Annotated in this window: 22 protein-coding genes; all 22 read right to left on the reverse strand. The window is 29.9% G+C overall.

Features of this window, described 5'->3' with window-relative positions:
• Position 1: 1 nt before the first annotated feature.
• Positions 2-1,003 (reverse strand): sodium:calcium antiporter, encoded by a 1,002-nt coding sequence (locus tag QOR43_RS05155; RefSeq protein WP_265133807.1) that lies wholly within the window; start codon positions 1,001-1,003, stop codon positions 2-4.
• 12 nt (positions 1,004-1,015) lie between these two features.
• A complete protein-coding gene (gene carB, locus QOR43_RS05160; RefSeq protein WP_265133806.1) occupies positions 1,016-2,593 on the reverse strand; it encodes a carbamoyl-phosphate synthase large subunit in 1,578 nt (525 codons plus the stop codon).
• 25 nt (positions 2,594-2,618) lie between these two features.
• The gene (locus QOR43_RS05165) at positions 2,619-4,007 is read right to left on the reverse strand and encodes a TldD/PmbA family protein (protein ID WP_265133805.1); all 1,389 of its coding nucleotides are present in this window, start codon (positions 4,005-4,007) and stop codon (positions 2,619-2,621) included.
• Positions 4,008-4,020: 13 nt separating this feature from the next.
• Entirely contained in the window at positions 4,021-4,857 is an 837-nt protein-coding gene (locus QOR43_RS05170; RefSeq protein WP_265133804.1) for a class I tRNA ligase family protein, read from the reverse strand.
• 76 nt (positions 4,858-4,933) lie between these two features.
• Positions 4,934-5,467 carry a GTP-binding protein gene (locus QOR43_RS05175; RefSeq protein ID WP_265133803.1) on the reverse strand — a complete coding sequence of 178 codons (534 nt, stop codon included), beginning with the start codon at positions 5,465-5,467 and terminating at the stop codon, positions 4,934-4,936.
• A gap of 3 nt (positions 5,468-5,470) precedes the next feature.
• Positions 5,471-6,169 carry a DUF4388 domain-containing protein gene (locus tag QOR43_RS05180; RefSeq protein WP_265133802.1) on the reverse strand — a complete coding sequence of 233 codons (699 nt, stop codon included), beginning with the start codon at positions 6,167-6,169 and terminating at the stop codon, positions 5,471-5,473.
• A gap of 4 nt (positions 6,170-6,173) precedes the next feature.
• A complete protein-coding gene (locus QOR43_RS05185; protein ID WP_265133801.1) occupies positions 6,174-6,533 on the reverse strand; it encodes a roadblock/LC7 domain-containing protein in 360 nt (119 codons plus the stop codon).
• Position 6,534: 1 nt separating this feature from the next.
• Positions 6,535-7,533 (reverse strand): DUF8082 domain-containing protein, encoded by a 999-nt coding sequence (locus tag QOR43_RS05190; protein WP_265133800.1) that lies wholly within the window; start codon positions 7,531-7,533, stop codon positions 6,535-6,537.
• Between the two features lies 1 nt (position 7,534).
• Positions 7,535-7,903, reverse strand: a complete 369-nt coding sequence (locus tag QOR43_RS05195) for a HAMP domain-containing protein (protein ID WP_265133799.1) — start codon at positions 7,901-7,903, stop codon at positions 7,535-7,537.
• 33 nt (positions 7,904-7,936) lie between these two features.
• A complete protein-coding gene (locus QOR43_RS05200; protein WP_265133798.1) occupies positions 7,937-8,710 on the reverse strand; it encodes an oxygen-binding di-iron domain-containing protein in 774 nt (257 codons plus the stop codon).
• Positions 8,711-8,767: 57 nt separating this feature from the next.
• Complete coding sequence (locus tag QOR43_RS05205) at positions 8,768-9,925, reverse strand: aspartate aminotransferase family protein (RefSeq protein WP_265133797.1); 1,158 nt, start codon at positions 9,923-9,925, stop codon at positions 8,768-8,770.
• Positions 9,926-11,086: a 3-deoxy-D-manno-octulosonic acid transferase gene (locus QOR43_RS05210; protein ID WP_265133796.1), complete on the reverse strand. Its 1,161-nt coding sequence runs from the start codon at positions 11,084-11,086 to the stop codon at positions 9,926-9,928.
• The gene (locus tag QOR43_RS05215) at positions 11,083-11,817 is read right to left on the reverse strand and encodes an ABC transporter permease (RefSeq protein WP_265133795.1); all 735 of its coding nucleotides are present in this window, start codon (positions 11,815-11,817) and stop codon (positions 11,083-11,085) included. Before QOR43_RS05215 ends, QOR43_RS05210 begins: the two co-directional genes overlap by 4 nt.
• Complete coding sequence (hemN, locus tag QOR43_RS05220) at positions 11,817-13,202, reverse strand: oxygen-independent coproporphyrinogen III oxidase (RefSeq protein WP_265133794.1); 1,386 nt, start codon at positions 13,200-13,202, stop codon at positions 11,817-11,819. Before hemN ends, QOR43_RS05215 begins: the two co-directional genes overlap by 1 nt.
• A 70-nt stretch (positions 13,203-13,272) precedes the next feature.
• Positions 13,273-14,124 (reverse strand): MinD/ParA family protein, encoded by an 852-nt coding sequence (locus QOR43_RS05225; RefSeq protein WP_265133793.1) that lies wholly within the window; start codon positions 14,122-14,124, stop codon positions 13,273-13,275.
• A gap of 6 nt (positions 14,125-14,130) precedes the next feature.
• Positions 14,131-15,249, reverse strand: a complete 1,119-nt coding sequence (locus QOR43_RS05230; protein ID WP_265133792.1) for a flagellar biosynthesis protein FlhF — start codon at positions 15,247-15,249, stop codon at positions 14,131-14,133.
• Positions 15,239-17,323 carry a flagellar biosynthesis protein FlhA gene (flhA, locus tag QOR43_RS05235; RefSeq protein ID WP_265133791.1) on the reverse strand — a complete coding sequence of 695 codons (2,085 nt, stop codon included), beginning with the start codon at positions 17,321-17,323 and terminating at the stop codon, positions 15,239-15,241. The genes QOR43_RS05230 and flhA overlap by 11 nt, the downstream gene beginning before the upstream one ends.
• Positions 17,324-17,325: 2 nt before the next feature.
• Positions 17,326-17,601 (reverse strand): rod-binding protein, encoded by a 276-nt coding sequence (locus QOR43_RS05240; protein WP_265133790.1) that lies wholly within the window; start codon positions 17,599-17,601, stop codon positions 17,326-17,328.
• 8 nt (positions 17,602-17,609) lie between these two features.
• Positions 17,610-18,689, reverse strand: coding sequence for a flagellar basal body P-ring protein FlgI (locus tag QOR43_RS05245; RefSeq protein ID WP_425609135.1), 1,080 nt, complete (start codon positions 18,687-18,689; stop codon positions 17,610-17,612).
• Between the two features lie 25 nt (positions 18,690-18,714).
• A complete protein-coding gene (locus QOR43_RS05250; protein ID WP_265133789.1) occupies positions 18,715-19,386 on the reverse strand; it encodes a flagellar basal body L-ring protein FlgH in 672 nt (223 codons plus the stop codon).
• 13 nt (positions 19,387-19,399) lie between these two features.
• On the reverse strand, positions 19,400-19,855 hold the full coding sequence (gene flgA / locus QOR43_RS05255; RefSeq protein WP_265133788.1) for a flagellar basal body P-ring formation chaperone FlgA: 456 nt from the start codon (positions 19,853-19,855) through the stop codon (positions 19,400-19,402).
• A complete protein-coding gene (gyrB, locus tag QOR43_RS05260) occupies positions 19,824-22,235 on the reverse strand; it encodes a DNA topoisomerase (ATP-hydrolyzing) subunit B (RefSeq protein ID WP_265133787.1) in 2,412 nt (803 codons plus the stop codon). Before gyrB ends, flgA begins: the two co-directional genes overlap by 32 nt.
• Position 22,236: the final 1 nt, after the last annotated feature.

The following is a 22,236-nucleotide window of genomic DNA, read 5'->3' on the forward strand; positions in this document are numbered from 1 at the left end:
CTCAACTATTGTTTGTTATCACTAAATAAACATAATATATAAAAAATAAAATACCCATTGAAAAGCCAACTGCAAATAATTTTCTGTTGATGTAAGAAAAAATTAAGACTATAAATGCAGAAATAATTGCAAAAACTCCAGATGTAAATGCATGTCCGGTTATATCCCAGCTTGTAAATACTATACCAAAACTAACAGGTATGGTGCTTTGAAATACCATTGCACCGGCTATATTACCTGCTGCAAGAGTATCTTTTCCTCTCCATACCCAAAGAACACTATTTATTTTTTCAGGAAGCTCAGTTGCAATAGGTGCTACCAAAAGAGAAAATAATAATGGATTAAGCCCCAAAGCAACACTAATATGCTCTATTCCATGGACAAATATATGTGCTCCAATAACCATCACAACAAGAGAAGTTATAACTTGAAGCCATATGATAGAGATATGAGGATGTGGATTTTTTGGAGAAAAATAAAGATGCTCTGCTTCTTCCATATCCTCACTTTCCCCTCTTAATGTAAGATAAACATATATTCCATAAAGTATAAGTAAGAATACTGCAGTAATTATCCTTACATTATGGGATTCATAAGGAACAACAAAAAGAGCCAAAGAATATGCAAATAAGAAAAATACTAAATCTCTTCTAAGTCCTGCATGCTCTACATGAAAAGCTAAATCTCTTTTTTTGAGAAAATATCCTACCAAAATTGTAAGTCCAACTAATGGAAATGCCAATGTAGAAAGCATAAATGGTGCTCCCAGAATTGCACCTACACCTATATCTTCTCCTTTATTACCGGCAAAAAATACAACAGCTATAATAGGTAAAATTGTTTCAGGCAATGCAGTTCCAACAGCAGCCAATACACTACCGGTAAAATTTTTAGAAGTTCCAAGTCTATGTCCAAGGGCTTCTATTCCATTTGTAAAAAACTCGGCAGATGCAAGTATTAATAAAATACCACCGATAAGTTTAAATAAATCTAAAATCTCCATTTTTTCCTCTTTTTACATTTCTTGCAATGCTTTTACAGATAAGCCTTTTTCTTTAAAAGACTCTATAGCTATAACAGCAGCATTTGCTCCCCTTATTGTAGTAAAGTAAGGGACTTTATTTGATACAGCGGCTCTTCTTATATAGTAAGCATCTGACCTTTCTCTTTTTCCGGAAGGTGTGTTTATAATCATTACAATTTCTCCATTTCTTATTCTATCTACAATATTTGGTCTTTCTTCTGAAAGTTTATTTACAAGGTTAGATTCTATATCATTTTGTTTCAAGAATATATGGGTTCCTTTTGTAGCATATATAACAAAACCAAGATTTATTAATTTTTTTGCTATTTCAACTATCTGTGGTTTATCTTTATCTGCTACTGATATAAAAACATTACCGGAATCAGGAAGTAATGCTCCTGTTCCTGCCTGTGCCTTATAATATGCAAGACCAAAATCTTCATCTATTCCCATTACTTCTCCGGTGCTTTTCATTTCAGGCCCTAAGATAGGGTCAACTTCCGGAAATCTATTAAATGGAAATACAACTTCTTTTACAGCATATCTTTTAAAGCTTTTTGGTAAGAAATCAGATGCCGGATGTTTTTCCTCTATATTAAAAACTTCAGGTACAATTTCCCTTAATTTTTTACCTATCATAACTTTTGAAGCAATTTTAGCAAGTGGGTATCCTATTGCTTTACTTACAAAAGGCACTGTTCTTGATGCCCTTGGATTTGCTTCAATAACATAAATTTGGTTATCTTTTACTGCATACTGCACATTTATTAATCCTATGGTATTTAATGCCTTTGCAAGCTTTTTTGTTTGTTCTTTCACTTTCAGCACTATCTCATCGGGAAGTGAATAATGGGGTATGCAAGTTGCACTATCTCCTGAATGTATTCCGGCTTCTTCTATATGCTCCATAACTGCTCCAACAAGGGCATCTTCTCCATCACAAACACAATCAACATCAAGCTCTATACTATCTGCCAAGAATCTATCAATAAGAAGCGGTTTATCTTCAGAAACAAATACAGCTTCTTCTATATATTGTAAAAGCTCAGTTTCATCATAAACAAGTCTCATTGCCCTTCCACCAAGGACATAAGAAGGTCTAACCAATACAGGATAACCTATCTCATTAGCTATTTTGATGGCTTCTTCTTTTGATTTTGCTATACCGCTTTCCGGCTGTTTTAATCCAAGTTTTATAATTAAATCTCTAAATCTTTCCCTATCTTCTGCTATATCTATACTTTCCGGAGAAGTTCCTATTATGGGAACTCCGAATTTTTCAAGGGGTTTTGCAAGTTTAAGAGGTGTTTGACCACCAAACTGGACAACAACTCCATCAGGTTTTTCTTTTTCTATTATGTTAAGAACATCTTCTAAAACAATAGGTTCAAAAAATAATTTATCAGAAGTGTCATAATCGGTTGAAACTGTTTCAGGATTGCAATTTACCATTATTGCCTGATATCCTTCTTCTATCAATGCCCATACACAATGGACACAGGCATAATCAAACTCAACTCCTTGACCTATTCTATTTGGGCCACTACCAAGAATAATAACTTTTTTCATACAGATTTACTCCTTAAATATCATTTTAAATAGCAGTTCCACCTATTGTCATACTTTTTATTCTTAAAGTTGGTTGGGCATCAGAAACAGGAGCCCTCTGTCCGCTTTTTCCACAGGTGCCAATAGCCCATCCAAGGTCATATCCTACTGCATCTATATCTTGCAATGCTTTTGGACCATTTCCTATTAATGAAGCACCTTTTATAGGATATGTAATTTTTCCATTTTCTATCATATAACCTTCCATCACTTCAAAAACAAAATCACCATTAACAGTATTAACCTGTCCGCCGCCCATTTTTACAACATACACACCATATTTTGTATCTGCTATTATATCGTGAGGATTATCTTTACCTGCATCTATATATGTGTTTGTCATTCTGACAATAGGAATCTGTTTATAACTATCTCTTCTTCCATTTCCGGTTGACTGCTTTCCTTCCTTCATTGCTCTTAATCTATCATACATATAACCTTTTAGTATTCCATTTTCTATTAAAACTTTTCTTTGAGCCGGCACTCCCTCATCATCAAAATTAAATGAGCCATTTTTATTTTTTAAAGTTGCATCATCTATAACGGTAACCAACTCAGAAGCAACTTTTTGTCCGATTTTTCCTGCATAAACAGAAAGACCTTGCGATACCAAATCAGCCTCTAATCCATGTCCTACTGCTTCATGAATCATAGTTCCGCCTGCCTCTGAAGATATAACAACTGGCATTGAGCCGGCAGGTGCAGGTTTTGCACCAAGTCCAAGGACAGCCCTTTCTGCAGCTTTTGTTGCTACATAATCTATTGGATTTACAAAATCTTCATTAAAAAGCTCATATCCTATGCTTCCACCGGTAGATTCATATCCTCTATAAAGATTATTTTTGTCAGATGCTACTGCTTCAACAAAAAATACTACTCTTGTTTGGGAATCTTCAACTGTTTCTCCCAAAGAATTTATTATCATAATATCTCTTTTTACATCTCTTAAAGTAGCAGAAACCTGCACAATTTTATCACTATATGCCCTTGCTATATCATTAGCCCTAAGAAGTATATCTCTTTTTCTTGATAATGAAAAATCATCAGGGTCTATTAAGACCTCTACTTTATTTTTTGCATATTTTTGCCCAACTAAAACTTTACCTTCTCCTTCTGCTTTTGCAAGGGTTTTTGCTATCTTCATAAGATTATCAAAAGATAAATCAGATGTATAACCATAGATAGTTTTGTAATTTTTAATTAATCTAAGACCTACACCAAAATCTATACCAAAAGATACTTTCTCTATTTTATTATCTTCAAGATTTAAAGTAGTGCTTCTTAAATCTTCATAAAATATTTCTGCAAATTCTCCACCATCTGCAAGCAATGCAGATAAAATATATGGTGCTTTTTCTTTTAATATATCTTTCATAAATTATCACCTCTTATTTAACAACAATATTTATAATTTTTCCACCGGCAAATATTATTTTTACAATTTCTTTTCCTTCTATCCATTTTTGCACATTTTCCAATGCTAACTTTTTTATTTCTTCTTCCGGCATATCAACTTTAACTTTAATAGTTGTTCTGACTTTACCATTTATCTGAACCGGTATTTCCTTTTCAGTTTCTTTTATTGCTTCCTCATCTGCTATCGGGAATAGATAATTTATAGTATATCCTTCTTTACCTATTAATCTCCATAAATAATCGGCTATAAATGGTGTAAATGGAGATAACATTAATATTAGATTTTCTGCGACCTCTTTTAAAATTACCGGATTTTTAGATTTATAATCCGAGATTGCATTCATAAGTTCCATTATAGATGCTATTGCAGTATTAAATTGGAGATTTTTTTCTATATCAGACCTAACTTTTTTTATCGTTTGGTGGAGTTTTCTTCTTATTGCTAAATCTTCTTCATTTAATTCTTTTTTTTCTTCAGATTTTATCAAATCCAAATTTTCAGTTATAAAATTCCATACCCTTTTTAAAAATCTATGGGCTCCTTCTATCCCACTTTCTATCCAATCAAAATTATTTTCCGGTGGAGCAGCAAAAAGTATATATAATCTCACTGTATCTGCTCCATATTTTGAAATCATCTCATCCGGGTCAACTGTATTATGCTTAGATTTAGACATTTTATCAGATTTTCCATATTTTTCTTCTAATTTTGATAAAATCTGAATATCTAAGTTAAGTTTTTCAAATAATAACTTAGCATTATCATTTAATGTAAGATGATTTTTTTCTAAAAATTCTTTTAACTTCATAAACACCTCTTAAATTACATATAAATTATTGTTTATTTTATCATAGGATAAAGATGAAGTGAAGAAGAGAAGAAAATTAAAGATTTTTTGATATTTCTTCTAAAAGTTCCAGCAAAACTGTTTTAACATTTTCTTTATCAGTAGCTATAAGTGGAAGAACTTTTACAGATTCATCAAGATCAAGGGCAGTTCTTATATCTTCCGGACTCCATGCTCCTTTTAAATCTTGTTTATTACATCCAACCACAAAAGGAGCAGGATAACGGGATTCAAAATAGTTTATAATCTTCCTTGCTTCATGAAATGTAGCAGGGTCAGTGCTATCAACCAAAACGACTAATCCAACCATCCCTTTACCAAGGATATCCCACATAAAATCAAATCTCGATTGACCCGGTGTTCCAAATAGATATAATGTATGCTCATCATCTATTTTAATCCTTCCAAAATCCATCGCTACAGTAGTATAATCTTTAACATTTTTCTCATCTGATTTTGAGGTTCTTGCCTCTGTTTTTACCGTTTCAATTTCGCTTATAGTATTTATAAATTGAGTTTTTCCGGCAGCAAAAGGACCAGATACAACTATTTTTATCTTTTTTTCTGCCATCTTTTATAACCCTCTTATTTTATCCATAATCTTCTTTAATAAAACCTTAGTTAAATCAAAACCTATTTTTCTTTTTTCCGGTTTATATCTTTTTATAATTCCGGATGCTAAAAATCCATATAAAGCTCTTTTTACTGCTAATTCAGGCAATTTTAATTTTTCTATTATATCGGCTACTTTGTTTTTTCCGTCTATCAGATGTAATATTCTTTTTTCTATATCTGTAAGATATGCTTTTTTTGCTATTTCTTCCCAATTCTCACTTTTTTCAAAAATAAGACCTAAATCCGAAATTTTTCTATCAACCTCTTCAGGAGATAACTGTCTACTTAAATACATTATTAACTTCTCGGTAGGAATTTGGGATTTTATATCCGGTGGATACTTGATAAATCCGGTCGTGAAAGAAAATCTTCCTTCTTTTATTGCAAGAAGGTTAGGTAATCTTGATACTGTAATCTGATACATCTGCTCCCTTGTTATATTATCCTTTTTTAGAACTGTTTCAAAATCTATATCTAAATAAACATAAAATACTTTTTTAACTTCTCTTATATAAAGAATATCTCCTTCTTTAAAATAAATTGCAAAAACCCCATCATCTTTTTTCTCTATAACAAGAATTCCATCTTTTTTATCTTTTTTTATAATTTGAAAGATATCAACAAAGTTAAAAACAGAAAGGTCACCAGCTATAGCCATTTTATTATCCCAATTCCTGTTCTAATTTTTTTATAGCTCTTTGTATTTCCATAAGTAATAATCCAAGCTTTGCATTTGAAGGAGCTAAAACTCCAAGAACTGCTAAATCTTTAACACCGGTAAATATAACATATCCTTTTGAACCTTTTATATAAACCTGTTCCAATAATCCTTTATTTAGCTCGGTATTAACTCTTTCTGCAAGAGACAAAATAGCAGCCCCCATTGCAGAAACCCTATCTTCATCAATAGATGGTGGCAAGACAGATGAAATAGGTAATCCATCTACACTAACTAAAACACATCCTTCAGCTCCGGCTTCTCTAACTAACATTTCCAAGGTTTCTTGAAATTTATTTGCCATTTTATTCCTCCAATATATATTTAATATTTTCCAAGAATTTATTTCTTCTTTCTATGTTAGATATTTCTTCGGCAAGTTTATCTATAAATTTAGTTAACTGATTTTTTGTTAATTTATTGTTGTAACTTGATAATTCTTTTTTAAAAATAAAATTACCTATTGGACCTATCTCTTTTATAAATGCCTTTTTTATATCTTCTATGGTTTTATCATCCAAATATATTTCTTCTTTCTTTTCTGTTGTTAATATTTCTTCAATGTCAGGGTTTTTTTCTTCTGCTTGCAAAATCTCTTCAAGGGATGGGATTTTTTCTTCTGACTTTTCTTTTGATATATCTAATTCTTTTGCAAGAGTTTCTTCTTCCTGAACAGATAATATATCTTCAAGGGATGGTAATTTTTCTTCTTCTTGAATAAAAGAATTTTCTGTTTGTGTAGATAAGATATCCTCTAATGTTGGCTCTATTTGAGAAGAAGATGTTTTTTCAAGTATTTCTTCTAAGCTTTCCGTTTGCTCTGTAAAAAAGTGATTATCAACTAATCCTTTTTCCAATTCTTTTTTTATAGTTTCATCTATTTCAGGTTCTTTTTGAGTTTCCGGCTGTGTAGCAGGTTTTTGCTCTAATTTTTCATACTGGACAAGCTCATCTTTTAGTAGTAATATCTTTTGTGATATATTTTGTGCTTCTATTTTAAATGTTGGAAGATGTGATTTTGAAAAATTTATAAATATAATAGCCAAATCCTTAGATGTATAATATAAAAAGATTGTTATATTTTTATTTTCTGCAAAAAGATACTCTTCTTCAAAACCCGGTATTACTTCATTTATATCTAATGCTCTTTCCACAAATATTGCCAAATTAACAAAAAATCGTTCTGAACCTATATTTCCTTTATATTCAATTATTTTTCCTTTATAATAAACTGCTATAAAATCTATCTTTAGATTTAGATAAGCATCTGTCAAAATGTTTTTTATTTTATCTGATATATTCATTTTATAACTCGCCTTTTTCTAACTTCTCCATTATAGTTTTCATACTTATTCTCATTCTTTCAAATGACTCAGCAAGTTCTGACAGTTCATCATTCCCTTCAATTTTAACTTCTGTATCTAAATTACCCATACTAACTTCATTCATAGCATTCACAACTTTTTTTATCTTTGATATTATCAATCTATCCATTAAAATTCTTATCATATATACCGGTAAAATGAAAAATATTTGAGATATTACTATTGATATAAGAGCTTTTGATAAATCATTGGTTAAGAAAAAAACAAGAACACCAACGAGTACAGCACCAATGAAAGAACCTCCGAGAACTATAAAAAATATCTGGTCTAAAATGGATTTTTTATTCATAATACATACCCCTCAAATTATTATATTATATCATTATCCTTCAAATCTTGTTGTTGGAATTTTATAAACATCATCCATAATATCAACACCTGTTTGAAGATTTTCAACCCAATTTATAAATTTATTAACCATATCTTTACCTTTAAATATTGCTCCGTGCTGTGGTGCTATCATTTCTATATCAAGCAGTCTTACCATTTTAGCCCAATTCTTCAAAGCCCTTGAGCTTGCTATATATCTTTTGTGAAATCCTTCCATATATTTTATATGTTCTTCAAAATTTTCCACAAATATATAATCTTGACCGAGGGAAGCCCCTAAATCTCCGGAATACAAAATTTTAGATACAGGATCATAGACCTGAAAATTTCCCGGTGAATGGAGCCAATGGGCAGGAATAATATATAAATCAGATTGTCCTAATCTAACAATTGTTCCGGAATCATCTATCGGTTTAATCCTATCTACAACTAATCTGTCAACACCAAAATGAGGTATAAATCTTATCCATAATTTTGAAGCAAGTGCAGTAGCTTTTGTTGTCATCAACCATCCATTAGCAGCTGCAACAATATCAGGATCTTGATGAGAAAAAAGTATATATTTAAGATTATCTATACCTATAAGCACCCCTATTTCTTGTAGAAGATGTTTGAAAACTTTATGTCCACCTGGGTCTAAAATCATACCTTCTCCACTATCTACTATAAAATGAACATTAGCCTGAACCATTTCTCCATGTCCAAAATCTTCAAGTAAGATATTTTTATGAACTCCGTTGTCAAATAAGACAGTCTGATTTTCCATTTTTGAAAAACCTCCTTATTTTTTATCTTAAATTTATTATAATACTTTTTCGTAAAATTATAAACAATTCTTTAAAATTTTTATTGCTTCTTCTATTTCTTCTTTTGTTATAATGAGCGGAGGGACAAATCTTAATGTATTTTTTCCTGCTGTGCCTATTATTAACCCATTTTGTAATGCTTTTTTTACTATCTCTTTGCTATCTATATTTTCAGGCATATCTACTCCTATCATAAGTCCTATACCTTTTGCAGATAAACCAATCTCTTTTAATTTTTCTTTAAAAAACTCTCCTTTTTCTAAAACTTCATTTAAGAAATTATCCTTTAAAACTTCTTCTAAAACAACTTTTGCAGCAGTTGTAGCTAAATAATTACCTCCAAATGTAGATGCATGGGTTCCCGGGATGAAAGATTTTGCAATATCTTCTTTTGCAATAACTGCACCGATAGGGACACCTCCTCCAAGTCCTTTTGCAAGGGTTATAATATCCGGCTCTATATCATAATGCTGGTATGCAAATAATTTTCCGGTTCTTCCTATTCCGGTTTGAACTTCATCAACAATAAATAATAATCCTTTTTCTCTTGTCAAATTGTAAAGTTCTTTTATAAAATTTTTATCTGCCGGATTTACTCCACCTTCTCCTTGAATTAACTCTATCATTATACCGGCAGTTTTTTCTAATATTAGCTCTTTGACAGAGTCAATATCATTAAATTTTGCATATTTAAAACCTTCCGGAAGGGGTTCAAATCCTTCATGATATTTAGGTTGAGCTGTTGCAGTAACTGTGGCTAATGTTCTTCCGTGAAAACTACCTTCAAAAGTTATTATTTCATATCTTTTTTCTTTTTTATCATAAAAATATCTTCTTGCAAGTTTTATGGCTGCTTCATTGCTTTCTGCACCACTATTGCAAAAAAATACTTTATCACCACAAGAATTTTGGACAAGTATTTTTGCAACTTCTATCTGTGGTTTTATATGAAATAGATTAGATATATGGATTATTTTTTTTGATTGTTCGCATATTGCCTGTGTTAATTTTGGATGATTATATCCAAGAATATTTACTGCTATTCCGGATAATAAATCTAAATATCTTTTTCCATTTTCATCATAAAGATATACACCTTCTCCTTTTTCAAAAGAAATTGGAAATCTTGTATAATTTTGAAAAAGATATTTTTGAGCTTCTGCAATATAATCCATCTAATCTCCTTTTATCAGATTTTGTATATTATTAATATAACATTTAAATATTTTTTGTTGCAAATCTTTAAAAGATAAAAGCTCAGAAGATTGATTATTATTTAAATATTCTATAATTTTTTCTTTTAATTCTTCTTTATTTTTTACAGAACTAATTATTCCATAATCTTTTAACTGATTATATAAATCTTCCACTTTATAATAATAATTTCCGATAATAACCGGTTTATTTTCAAGAATAGGTTCTAAAATATTATGTCCGCCAATATTTGCAAATGTTCCGCCTACAAATACAACATCAGCATATTGATAAAATCCAGATAACTCACCTATTGTGTCTAAAATCATAACATCTTTTTCCATTTTATCTGTTTTTGTCCGTAGTGAATAATCTATATTTTTTTCTTTTAAAAGATTTTCTATCTCATTTAATCTTTCTAAATGTCTTGGAGCAATAATTAGAGCTATATTTTCTATATCTTTTTTAAGTTCTAAGAATGTATCAATCAATATTTTTTCTTCCGGATTATGGGTAGATGCTCCAATTATTATTTTTTTACCATTTTTATCAAATTTAATATCTTTTCTATTTTCTCCAAGAAATTTTAAATCTCCACAAACAACAACCTTTTCTTTATCTTTTATATATCTTTTTATCTTTTCTGCATTTTCTTCAGAATTTGTTAAAAAAAGGGAAAAATTATTTAATACCGGCAAGTTTTTGGATATTTTACTATTTATAGATACTACTGGAAATTTTTTAGATGAAATCTTTACAAGATTAATCCATACTTCCTTTTCAGTTATGATTAAGATTTTGGGATTATACATTTTAATAAATCTATTTATAAATATAGGCAAATCAAAAGGTAAAAATCTTACTTTTTCGTTTTGAAAAACAGATGAAGCAAAATCCTTTGCCCTTGGAGAAAAAATTGTTATAATCACATTTTCTTTTTGTGAAAAATATTTTATAACCGGATATGCAGCTTTTAGCTCGCCTACACTTGCACAATGAAACCATATAGAGCTATCCATATAATCTTTATATAAGGTAAATCTTTCTTTTAATCCAAAATCATAACCTTTCCTTTTAAAATAAATGTATATAAATGGTAATGAAAAAATTAATAATAAACTATACAAAAATGTGTAAATCATCTTTCTGTATATCTAAGTATATATTTATAAGAAAATAAATATCCAAAAATTGCTGTGAATAAAGCAACTGCAAGCATCATATACATCACAGTTAATTGATAACCCATTACTTTAAATGGTTTTTCTCCGGCAAGAAGCATTCCTACTGCTACTCCCGGTATCCATATTATTCCGACAGTTTGAAGATTATTTACAATAGGAATTAAAGAAGATTTTATAGATTGCTTAGATACAAAATATAAAGCCTGTTTTAAAGTAGCTCCAAGGGCTATAAATCCTTCAATAATATCTATATTATTCTTTATCTCAGATTTTAATCTATCTATGAAAAGAGTATAAGTATTTAAAGCATTTCCTATTATCATTCCACCAATTGGTATAACCTGATTTGGCTTTATATCTATAATATTTAATCCTATTAGTAAAAATAATACTAAAAAAGATGAAAGTGTAATTGTTAAAAATGCTATCTCATATCCTTTATATTCAAGATTTATTCTTCTTTGTGCAGTGTATGTTGCAAATAAACACATAACTAAAAGTATCAAAAATAAAAAAACAGGATTTTGTAATTTAAATATAAAATGCAAAGAATATCCAAGAATTAAAAGCTGAATAAATGCTCTGATTGAGTTTATTATTATTAATTTTTCAATACCAAGCTTTTCTTTATAAGAATAAAATATTGCCAATAAAACAAGAAAATAAGAAGCTAAAAATTTAAGCTCCATTAAATTGCCTTGGAAAATCTTTGCTCTTTTTTATTTCTTGTGTATATATCAAATACAACCGCTATATTTCTTATTAATAATCTTCCGGCAGGTGTTATATCTATTCTATCCGGATAAAGATTTAATAATCCATCTTCTTGTTGTTCCTTTAATTTTTCAATTTCATAAGAAAAATATTCATCAAATTTAATATTATATTTTTCTTCTATCTCTGATTTTACCAATCTAAAATGGCACATCAATCTCATAATAACATCTCTTCTTATAAAATCATCTTCATTTAATAAAACTCCCCTTTCTATTGGTGGTTTTCCTTCTTCTATCATCTCATAATACTCTTTCAATCTTTTATGGTTTTGGAAATATCCATCATAAAGCATAGATATAGAAGTAGCACCAAAACCTATCAGTTCTGCATCTGCTTTTGTTGTATATCCTTGAAAATTTCTGTGTAATGTTCTTTCTCTTTGGGCTATGGCAAGTTCATCATTTGGTTTTGCAAAATGATCCATTCCTATGAATAAATAACCATTGCTTGTTAATTGATTTATAGTCATTTGTAATATTCTTAACTTTTCTTGCGGTGGGGGAAGTGTTTTTTCATCTATCATTCTTTGTAATCTTTTAAGCCACGGCACATAAGCAAAATTAAATACTGCTATTCTATCCGGATTTAGTTTTATCGTTTTTTGTATAGTATCTTGAAATGTTTCAAGGGTTTGATATGGAAGCCCGTAAATCAAATCTACATTTACACTTTCAAATCCGGCTTCTCTTATCCATTTCATCACATTAAAAATCATCTCTTCCGGTTGAATTCTATTTATTGCTTCCTGCACTTTTGGATTAAAATCCTGAATACCAAAACTTATCCTGTTAAAACCAAGCTCTTTTAATAAGAATATTCTATCTTTATCAACATGTCTTGGGTCTATTTCTATTGATATTTCTGCATTTTTATCAAATTCAAAATATTTTTTTATTTCATTAAATAATGAAATTGTTTGCTCATCAGAAAGATAGTTTGGTGTTCCACCACCCCAATGAAGCTGGACAACTTTTCTATCTTCATCTATCCATTGTTTTGTATTTTTCATTTCTTGAAATAGATGTTCCAGATAAGGCTCTACTACTTCTTTTCTTCTTGTTATTATTACATTGCAACCGCAAAAATGACAGGCACTCTCACAAAAAGGTATATGAAAATATAAAGATAAAGGAGTTTTTCTTTCATTTGATTTTATCAATTTTTCTTTAAAATCTTCATATCCGATTTCATAGCTAAATTCTGTAGCCGGTGGATAGCTTGTATATCTTGGAGCCGGTTTATCATATTTTTTTATCAAATCTATATCAAATTTTACTTCTTGGGATAAATTTTGCATCGTTTTCTCCTTTTTATTTAAATTTAGAATCTTTTATAATTTACTGGAGATTTATCAAAATTTCAACAGATTAACTTCTTTTAATAAAGCTATAAAATTTTTCCCAGAAAGAACTTTTTTCTTTTGGAGGTTTTTCTCCTATTTCATTGGCAACAATATTGGTAAGCTGAATACTAAATTTGTCAGAAGGATATTCTGCAGTTATTAAAGTTTTATTCAATACAGATTCTTGAATTAATTTTGAAAATGGAAGATAACCGGCAAGTTGGACAGTTATATCTAAGAATCTACTTAGGGAATTATTTAAACTAAAAAATATCTCCTCTGCTTCCTGTTTATTTTCTACCATATTTATTATTACTTTAAAATCTTTATATCCGTAAGATTTATAGATTGATTTTATAAATGCATAAGCATCTACCAATGCAGTAGGTTCAGGAGTAGTTACTATATATGTTTTGTTGGATGCTCTTACAAAATTAGCTATCTTCTCATCTATACCGGCACCTATATCTATCAAAACATAATCATAATAAGAAGATATTTTATCCAGCATCTTTATAAAAGAAAAAGAATCAAAATCTCCAAACTCAAATATACTATCTATACCTGAAAATCCAGGCAAAATATCAAATCCATATTTATTTAAAATTATATTTTCTATCTTTTCTCCATAAGTTATATCTTTTAATGTCTTTTTTACATTTAAATCAAGTATTATATGGATATTTGCCATTCCTATATCTGCATCAATTAATAAAACCTTTTTATTAAAAGAGTTAGCAAGAATATAAGCAAAATTTGCTATTATATTTGTCTTACCAACTCCACCTTTACCGGATGCAATTGATATAAATTTTGTATTTTTATTAACTGCTCTATTATTTACAAGCTCTTTTAAATGTTTTAATTGTTCATCCATTTTAAATCACTCTATAAAAAGATTTGCTAAAAAATCTGCATCTAATGGTTTAAAATCATCAGGAACATTTTGTCCTGTACTTACAAAAGATAAAGGTATTCCGGTCTTTATTGGTATATTTAGTAATAATCCATGATTTTTTGTCTCATCTATCTTTGTAAAGAATAATCTATCTATCTTAAAATATCTTCTGTATTTATTTACTATCTCTTTTGCTTCATTATTTTTATAATTTGCTGAGATTACCAAAAATGTCTCCATATTTTCTACTTTGCTAAGGGTTTCTTTAATTTCTCCAAGTTTCCAATAATCATAATGACTTCTACCAACTGTATCTATAAATATAATATCGCTTTCTTCTAAAAATTCTTCTACTACTTCCTTCAATTTTTTTGAATCAGAAGTGGCAAAAAATGGTATATTTAATATATTTGCATATGTTTTTGCCTGAGCAACTGCTCCTACTTTATAAGTATCGGTAGAAATCACTGAAATTTTTAGTCCTTTTTTTAAAACAAGATCCGAAACAATTTTAAATAGATTAGTTGTTTTACCGACACCGGTAGGTCCAACAAATGTGATTATTTTTACATCTGCACCTATATCAAAATCTGTTTTGAACTGAATACTATTTTGTATACCTTTTATCAATGATTCTTTTAAATCAAATGAGGTTAAATCATATTTACCGCTATCAATATCAAAACCAGATGCTTCTTTTACTATATTTAGAGCCACATCTTCTTCTACATCTTTGGAAGTTAATAATCTAATTAGATCTACTGCACTACCTGTAAATTCCTGTAATAGATTTTGAATATTATTTTCTATTTTTGTTTCTATGATAGGTATCTGTGGCTCTCTATTAATTTTTTTTATTTTTTCTTCAATTAGATTTTCAACCTGATTTAATATCTGCTCAAAATCTATCTTTTCTTTTATTTCTTCTTTTTTATCCTCTGATTTTTGGACTATTAATCTATATTTTTTCTTTTTAAGGAATGGCAAAAATCTTGATTCTGTAAATACTTCATAATTTATTATTTTTACATCTTCTCCAAACTCCCTTTTTGCTTGCTCTAATAATTTTTCTAAGTTTTCTCCTTCATAAATATTAATTTCCATTTAAATCCACCATACCTATTATATTTAATTTTACCTTAGGGTCTATCTCCGAATATGATAAAACATTTAAATTAGGTATGTAAAGCTCTATTAATTTTTTGACAAATCTTCTTACTGCAGGAGATGTAAGTAATACCGGCTCCTCACCTTTTATTAAAAACTGCTCCATATAAGGCGTTATTTTTGATATTAAATTTTGGATAAAAACTGGGTCAAAAGATGGCATCTGCCAATTATTTTCTCTTAATTTTTGGTTTATATAATCTTCTACTTTTGCACTTAAAACAATAGCATCAAGACTGCCATTTTTCGCATATATTGAAGTTATTCTTTTTTGAAGATATTGTCTAACAAACTCTGTTAATAAATCTATATCTTCCGTTTTTCTAATATAATCGGATAATGTTTCAAGAATACTCAAGATATCATTGATAGGTATTTTTTCTTTAAGAAGATTTTGTAATACCCTATGGATTACATTAAGTGGAACTTGCTCCGGTACAATATCTTTAACAATAGGATATTTTTTAGCAAGATTATCTATCATATCTTTAACAATAGCTCTTGTTAATATCTCACTTAGATTTTGTTTTAATGTTTCTGATAAATGGGTTATAATAACAGTAGGTATATCAACAACTGTATATCCGGCAATCTTTGCTTTATCTTTTAAGCTTTCATCTATCCAGTATGCATTTAATCCGAAAGTAGGGTCTTTTGTTGGTATACCGTCTATTTTTTCTCTTACATTACCTGTATCTATTGCAAGATATTTGCCTGGTATAACTTCACCTCTTGCTACTTCTATACCTTTGATTAATATTCTGTATTCTCCCGGTTTTAATGTGAGATTATCTCTTATATGAATAAGAGGAATTGGTATTCCTAAATCCCTTGTAAGCTGTCTTCTTAATGATTTTATTCTTTTTAAAAGTTCCCCATTTTGCTCTTCTTCAAGATAAGGAATTAATCCGTATCCTACTTCAAAAGCTATAACATCCGGCTGAGTGATTATTTCTTCCGGTGGTTCTTCTTTTGTTGCTTCTTTTAGGATTTCTTTTGCTCTTTCTTCTTTTTCTTTTTTCTCTTTTTCTTTTATTGTTAAATATGTTAGATAACCGGTTAGAGCTACTATACCTGATAATATACTAAATGGTAAAAATGGCATTCCAGGGATTATTCCCATTATAAATATTGCTCCGGATGCCATCCATAAAGCTTTTGGATAAGAAGTAAGTTGGGTAAATATCTCTTTTCCAAGATTTGTTTCGGAAGCAGCCCTTGTAACCATTAAACCGGCAGCTGTTGATGTTATAAGTGCAGGTATCTGGCTAACCAAACCATCTCCTATTGTTAATATAGTAAAGTTTTGCAAAGCTGTTTGGAAATCCATTCCTCTTTGGACAACACCTATTATGATACCACCTATCATATTGACAAGCGTAATTATGATACCGGCAACTGCATCTCCTCTGATGAATTTAGAGGCACCATCCATAGCTCCATAAAAATCTGCCTCTTTTCTTATCTCTTCCCTTCTTCTTTGGGCTTCTTTTTCATCTATAAGTCCACTGTTTAAATCTGCATCAATGCTCATCTGTTTACCAGGCATAGCATCTAAAGTAAATCGTGCTGCAACTTCGGATATCCTTTCTGTTCCCTTAGTTATTACTATATAGTTTATAACTACAAGGATAGCAAAAACTACTATACCGACAACATAACTTCCACCAACCACAAACTGCCCGAAAGATTGTATAACATGTCCGGCAACATCTGGCCCTTCATGGCCATGGAGCAATATTCTTCTTGTAGAAGCGACATTTAAAGATAATCTGAAAAGGGTTGCTATTAAAAGTAAAGAAGGAAATGCAGTTATTTCCAAGGATTTTTTTACATATACAGTTGTCATTAAAATAATTAAGGAAAAAGTGATACTTGAAGTAAGTAATATATCAAGCAAAAATGCCGGTACTGGCAAAACCATTGAGCCAATAATAACAATAATTAAAACAACAATAATTGCATCTGAGTATTGCTGTACTCTATTAAATAAAGATAAAACCCCTTCCAAACTTATTCCTCACTTTTTAAGTTTGACTGGTAAGCTTTTAAGGCATTTAAAAAATAATCCCTAAGATGTAATCCATCATTTTGAGCTATTATCTGGGCTAACTGCATATCAAACATATCCCAGTACATTCTGCTACTGAATGAATTTTCTTCTACAGATTTTCTCATCTCTTTTATAATCATTTGGGCAAAGATAGATTCAAAACCTTCCACAACTTTTTCTATATTTTTATTTTCTTGTAGAGATTTAAAATCAAAAAAAGATTGAATAGGTTCCATTTTTAACCTCACATTACTATAATTTTTGCATGAATTTTACCGGCATTTTTTATTGCCTGTAATATTGCTATCATATCCCTTGGTGATACTCCAAGGTCATTTAAAGCTTTAACAAGGTCTGAAAGTTTTGGTGATTCTATAGATATTATTCTTCCTTTTTCCTCTTTTACAGTTGTTGTTGTTACTTCCGCAGTGGTTGTAGTACCACCGGAAAGTGGTGGCGGTTGGGATATTACCGGAGTTTTTTCTACTACAACATATATATTAGAATGAGCTACATAAACAGGAGGGTCTATCTTTATATCTCCGCTCATTATCACAGTTCCTGTTTTTTCATATATCACAACTGTAGGTTCAGAATCCGATTGAATTTCTAAATCCAGTATTTTTGCAATGAACTCTGTTTTGTTTACATTTTTCGGTAAATTTACAACAACAGATGTAGCATCAACTGCTGTAGCTATTTTTCCAAATTTATCATTTATTACTTTTGCTATCTGGGAGGATTTTTCAAAATCAGGATTTTTTAAAGATAGAGTTATAAAAGGTATATCTTCTAAATTTATTGGAAGTTCTTCTTCCATAATTCCACCGTTTACAACTATTCCGGAAGTAGGAAAATTTTTTTCTATTTTTCCACCTTTATTAGATTCACTAAATCCACCACCGGTAGAAACAGGACCTTGTGCAAAGGCATATATTTTGCCATCAGGGCCATAGAGAGGTGTTCTGATTAAAACACCATTTGCTATACTTTTTGCATCTGAAATAGAGCTAACAGATACATCAAAACTCATTCCGGGTTTTGCAAAAGGTGGCATATTGGCAGTAACAATTACTGCTGCTGCATTTTTTGTTTTTACTTGATTAGGGTCTATATATATACCAAATTTTCTTAGCATATTGGCTATTGTTATTAAGGTAAATTTACTTGTTGTCCCATCTCCTGTTCCGTTTAAACCTACAACAATACCATATCCTGTTAAATAGTTTGTTCTCATTCCGGAAATCTCAACTTCATCTCTTATCTTTACATTATTCTTTCCAAAAGCATTAAAAGTTATCACAAGAATTAAAAATAATATTATCTTTTTCACAATAATTACCCCTCAATTAAAATGGCCAAATTTTCTTTATAAATTGTGCAAGCCAACCTGGTCTTGCTGCTTCATTAAAGTATCCTTCTCCGTTATATTCCACATACATATCAGAAATTCTGGAAGAATCTATTGAGTTATCTTGAAGTATATCTGTAGGTTTTACTATTCCGGATATCTTTAATGTTTGGTAATCATCATTTACCTTGATAGTTTTTTGACCTACAATAAACATATTTCCATTTGGATATACTTTTACAACCCTTGCAGATATAGAAGCTATAAGTTTTGCATTTCTATCTGTTTTTGCAGAACCTTGAAATGTATCTGATTGTTTTTCTGTAATTCCTGCAACCGGCTCTTTATTAAATACTTTTTTACCCATTAAAACAGGGCTTGGTGCATTTAAATCCATATTGCTATTTTCTGATGTTTTTGTATTTGCACCGGTAGTTGCAGCTAAATTCTCATAAACTTTTATTGTGATAATATCTCCTACTGCAAAAGCCTTACTGTCAGAGAATAGATTATTATAACTTCCTGTATATAAAGAACCTAAGGATTTTGGTTTTGTATCTTGCTGGGCTATTTCAGGAGGATTTGGATTATATGGTTTTCCAAAATTAGTTTTAGAACTACATGCAGATAAAACCGGTATCATTAATAATAATAATAATCTCCCCTTCATATTAATTCACCTCTTAATTTTCGCCAGTTATATATAAAACTGTATTTGCATCTAACACTTTGCATTTTATTACTTTATTTGTGGATATATTTTTAACTTTTATTATATCACCTATTTTTCCACCTTCAACTGTTCTACCAAGCAGTTCTATTCTAATTCCATTCTTATCATATATTATCTTTACTTTTGTATTTGGCTTTATATCAAAATCATCTAACATAAAATCTTTTATTACTTCACCGGCTTTTATATTATATTTTAATTTTTTCCCGATTAAATCATTTATATTTTCAAATGTTCCTGATTGTTTATACCCTATGGTTATATATGTTAAATCTTCTTCTTCCAAAATTTTACCTTTTAGAATATCCCTTTTTGCTCCTACAACCTGAACTTGAGCAATAGCTTCTGTAAAAAATACCAGTATTAATAAGAAGTTAAATATCAATATTTTTAGCTTCTTTTGCATATTTCATAATAAACTCTTTTCTTGGTTCTACTTTTTCACCCATCAAAATAGAAAATACCTCATCTGCAAGGGCTGCATCTTCTATTGTTACCTGTATTAATCTTCTTGTTTTTGGGTTCATTGTAGTTTCCCAAAGTTGTTCCGGATTCATCTCACCAAGCCCTTTATATCTTTGTATCTCTATACCGGAAGAGCCTATTTCTTTTATAGTATCAAATAGATTATCTAAATCTTCAACTATTTTTGATTCATTTTTATAATTTAAAACAATCGGAAGTTCTCCTAAGGTTTGTTTTATCTCTTTTTCAATCTCTTTAATTCTGTTGTAAGCATAAGATGAAAGAAGATGATTATCTATTATTGTTTGATAAATATTAAATCTTTCTCTTCTTTCGCAGATTATTTTATATTCTGCTTCTTGGTCATCAAATTGATAATATATCTCATATTCCGGTGCTACTTCTTTTAAAGTATTTACAATTTTTTCAACTTTTTGTAAATTTTGTAAATCTTCTTCTGTTATATTTTCTTTGAATACAATATCCATTATCTTTTTATCTTTTCTTTTATAAAGACTTTCTTTTAGTTCTTTATACTCTTTTGCTTTTTTTGTTATATCTTTTAGTTGTAATTTTGTTATATTTTTTCCTTCTATATTTATTTCTTCACAGGCGAAATCTATTATCATTCTGTTTAGTTCTTCATCATCTTTTATATATATCTCTGAGCGTCCTTTTTTTAGTTTATATAAAGGTGGTTGGGCAATATATAGATGTCCATTTTCTATTATTTGAGGGAAATATCTATAAAATAGGGTAAGCAATAAGGTTGTTATATGGGAGCCATCAACATCTGCATCTGCCATTATTATTATTTTGTGATATCTTAATTTTGATAAATCAAATCCTTCCTCCTGTTTATCTCCTTCTTCTGATTGTATTTGAAGTCCTATACCGGTTCCTATTGCATTTATTATTGCTCTAACTTCTTCATTTGATAATATTTTATCTATTCTTGCTTTTTCTACATTTAAAATTTTACCTTTAAGTGGCAATATTGCCTGTGTTCTTCTATCTCTACCTTGTTTTGCACTTCCTCCGGCAGATTCTCCTTCCACTATAAATAACTCACATAAAGATGGCTCTGTTTCAGAACAATCTGCTAATTTACCCGGTAATGTTGTATCTTCTAAGAATGATTTTCTTCTGGAAATCTCTTTTGCTTTTCTTGCTGCTTCTCTTGCAACTGCTGCTTCTATTGCTTTTTCTGCAATCTTTAAAGCTATATCTTTATTTTTTTCAAAATATTCTGTTAAATAATCCGATACAATAGATTCTACTATTCTTCTAACGTCTTGATTTCCAAGTTTTGTTTTTGTTTGTCCTTCAAATTGTGGTTCCGGAACTTTTACAGATATAACTGCTGTTAATCCTTCTCTTAAATCATCTCCGCTGACGCCTGATTTTAACTCTTTTGGAAGTCTCATTCCTGACAATGTTTTATTCATTGATTTTGTTAGTCCGGCTCTAAATCCGGAAACATGGGTTCCACCTTCTATTGTTTTTATATTATTTACAAAACTTTCCAATACTTCGTTATAACTTTTTGTATATTGGAAAGCTACCTCAACCAAAACTCCATCTTTTTCATCTTTTATATATATTATTTCATCAAATAATGGCTCTTTTGCCTGATTTAAAACTCTGACAAAATCTTTTATACCTTCTTCGTAATAAAATGTTTCTTGAATATCTTTTCTTTCATCTATAACCGTAAATCTTACCCCTGGGTTTAAAAATGCAAGCTCTCTACATCTTTTTGCAACAATATCATATTTAATATTAACTGTTTCAAATATAGAATCATCAGGCTTAAATGTTACTTTTGTTCCTCTTTTTGTTGTTGAGCCTATCTCTTTTAATTCTGTTATAGGTTTTCCATATTCATATTGTTGTCTGTATATTTTTCCATTTCTGTAAACTTCAACGACCAACCATTTTGATAAAGCATTAACTACAGAGGCTCCAACTCCGTGTAATCCACCAGAGTATTGGTAAGCTTTCTTAGAGAATTTTCCACCAGCTCCAAGTATTGTAAATACCATCTGAACTGCCGGCATATTATACTCCGGATGGATATCAACCGGAATACCTCTACCATCATCTTCTACAGTTACAGAGCCATCTTCATGGATGATTACTGTTATATTTTTAGCAAAACCTGCCATTGCTTCATCAACGGCATTATCTAATATTTCCCATATAAGATGGTGAACTCCACGCTCACCTATATCTCCTATATACATAGCAGGTCTTGCTCTAACGTGGTCTAACCCTGTAACTGCTTGAATACTTTCGGCTGTATAATCTATATGTTCCATT

The organism is Venenivibrio stagnispumantis (assembly GCF_900182795.1).
Lineage (GTDB): Bacteria > Aquificota > Aquificia > Aquificales > Hydrogenothermaceae > Venenivibrio > Venenivibrio stagnispumantis.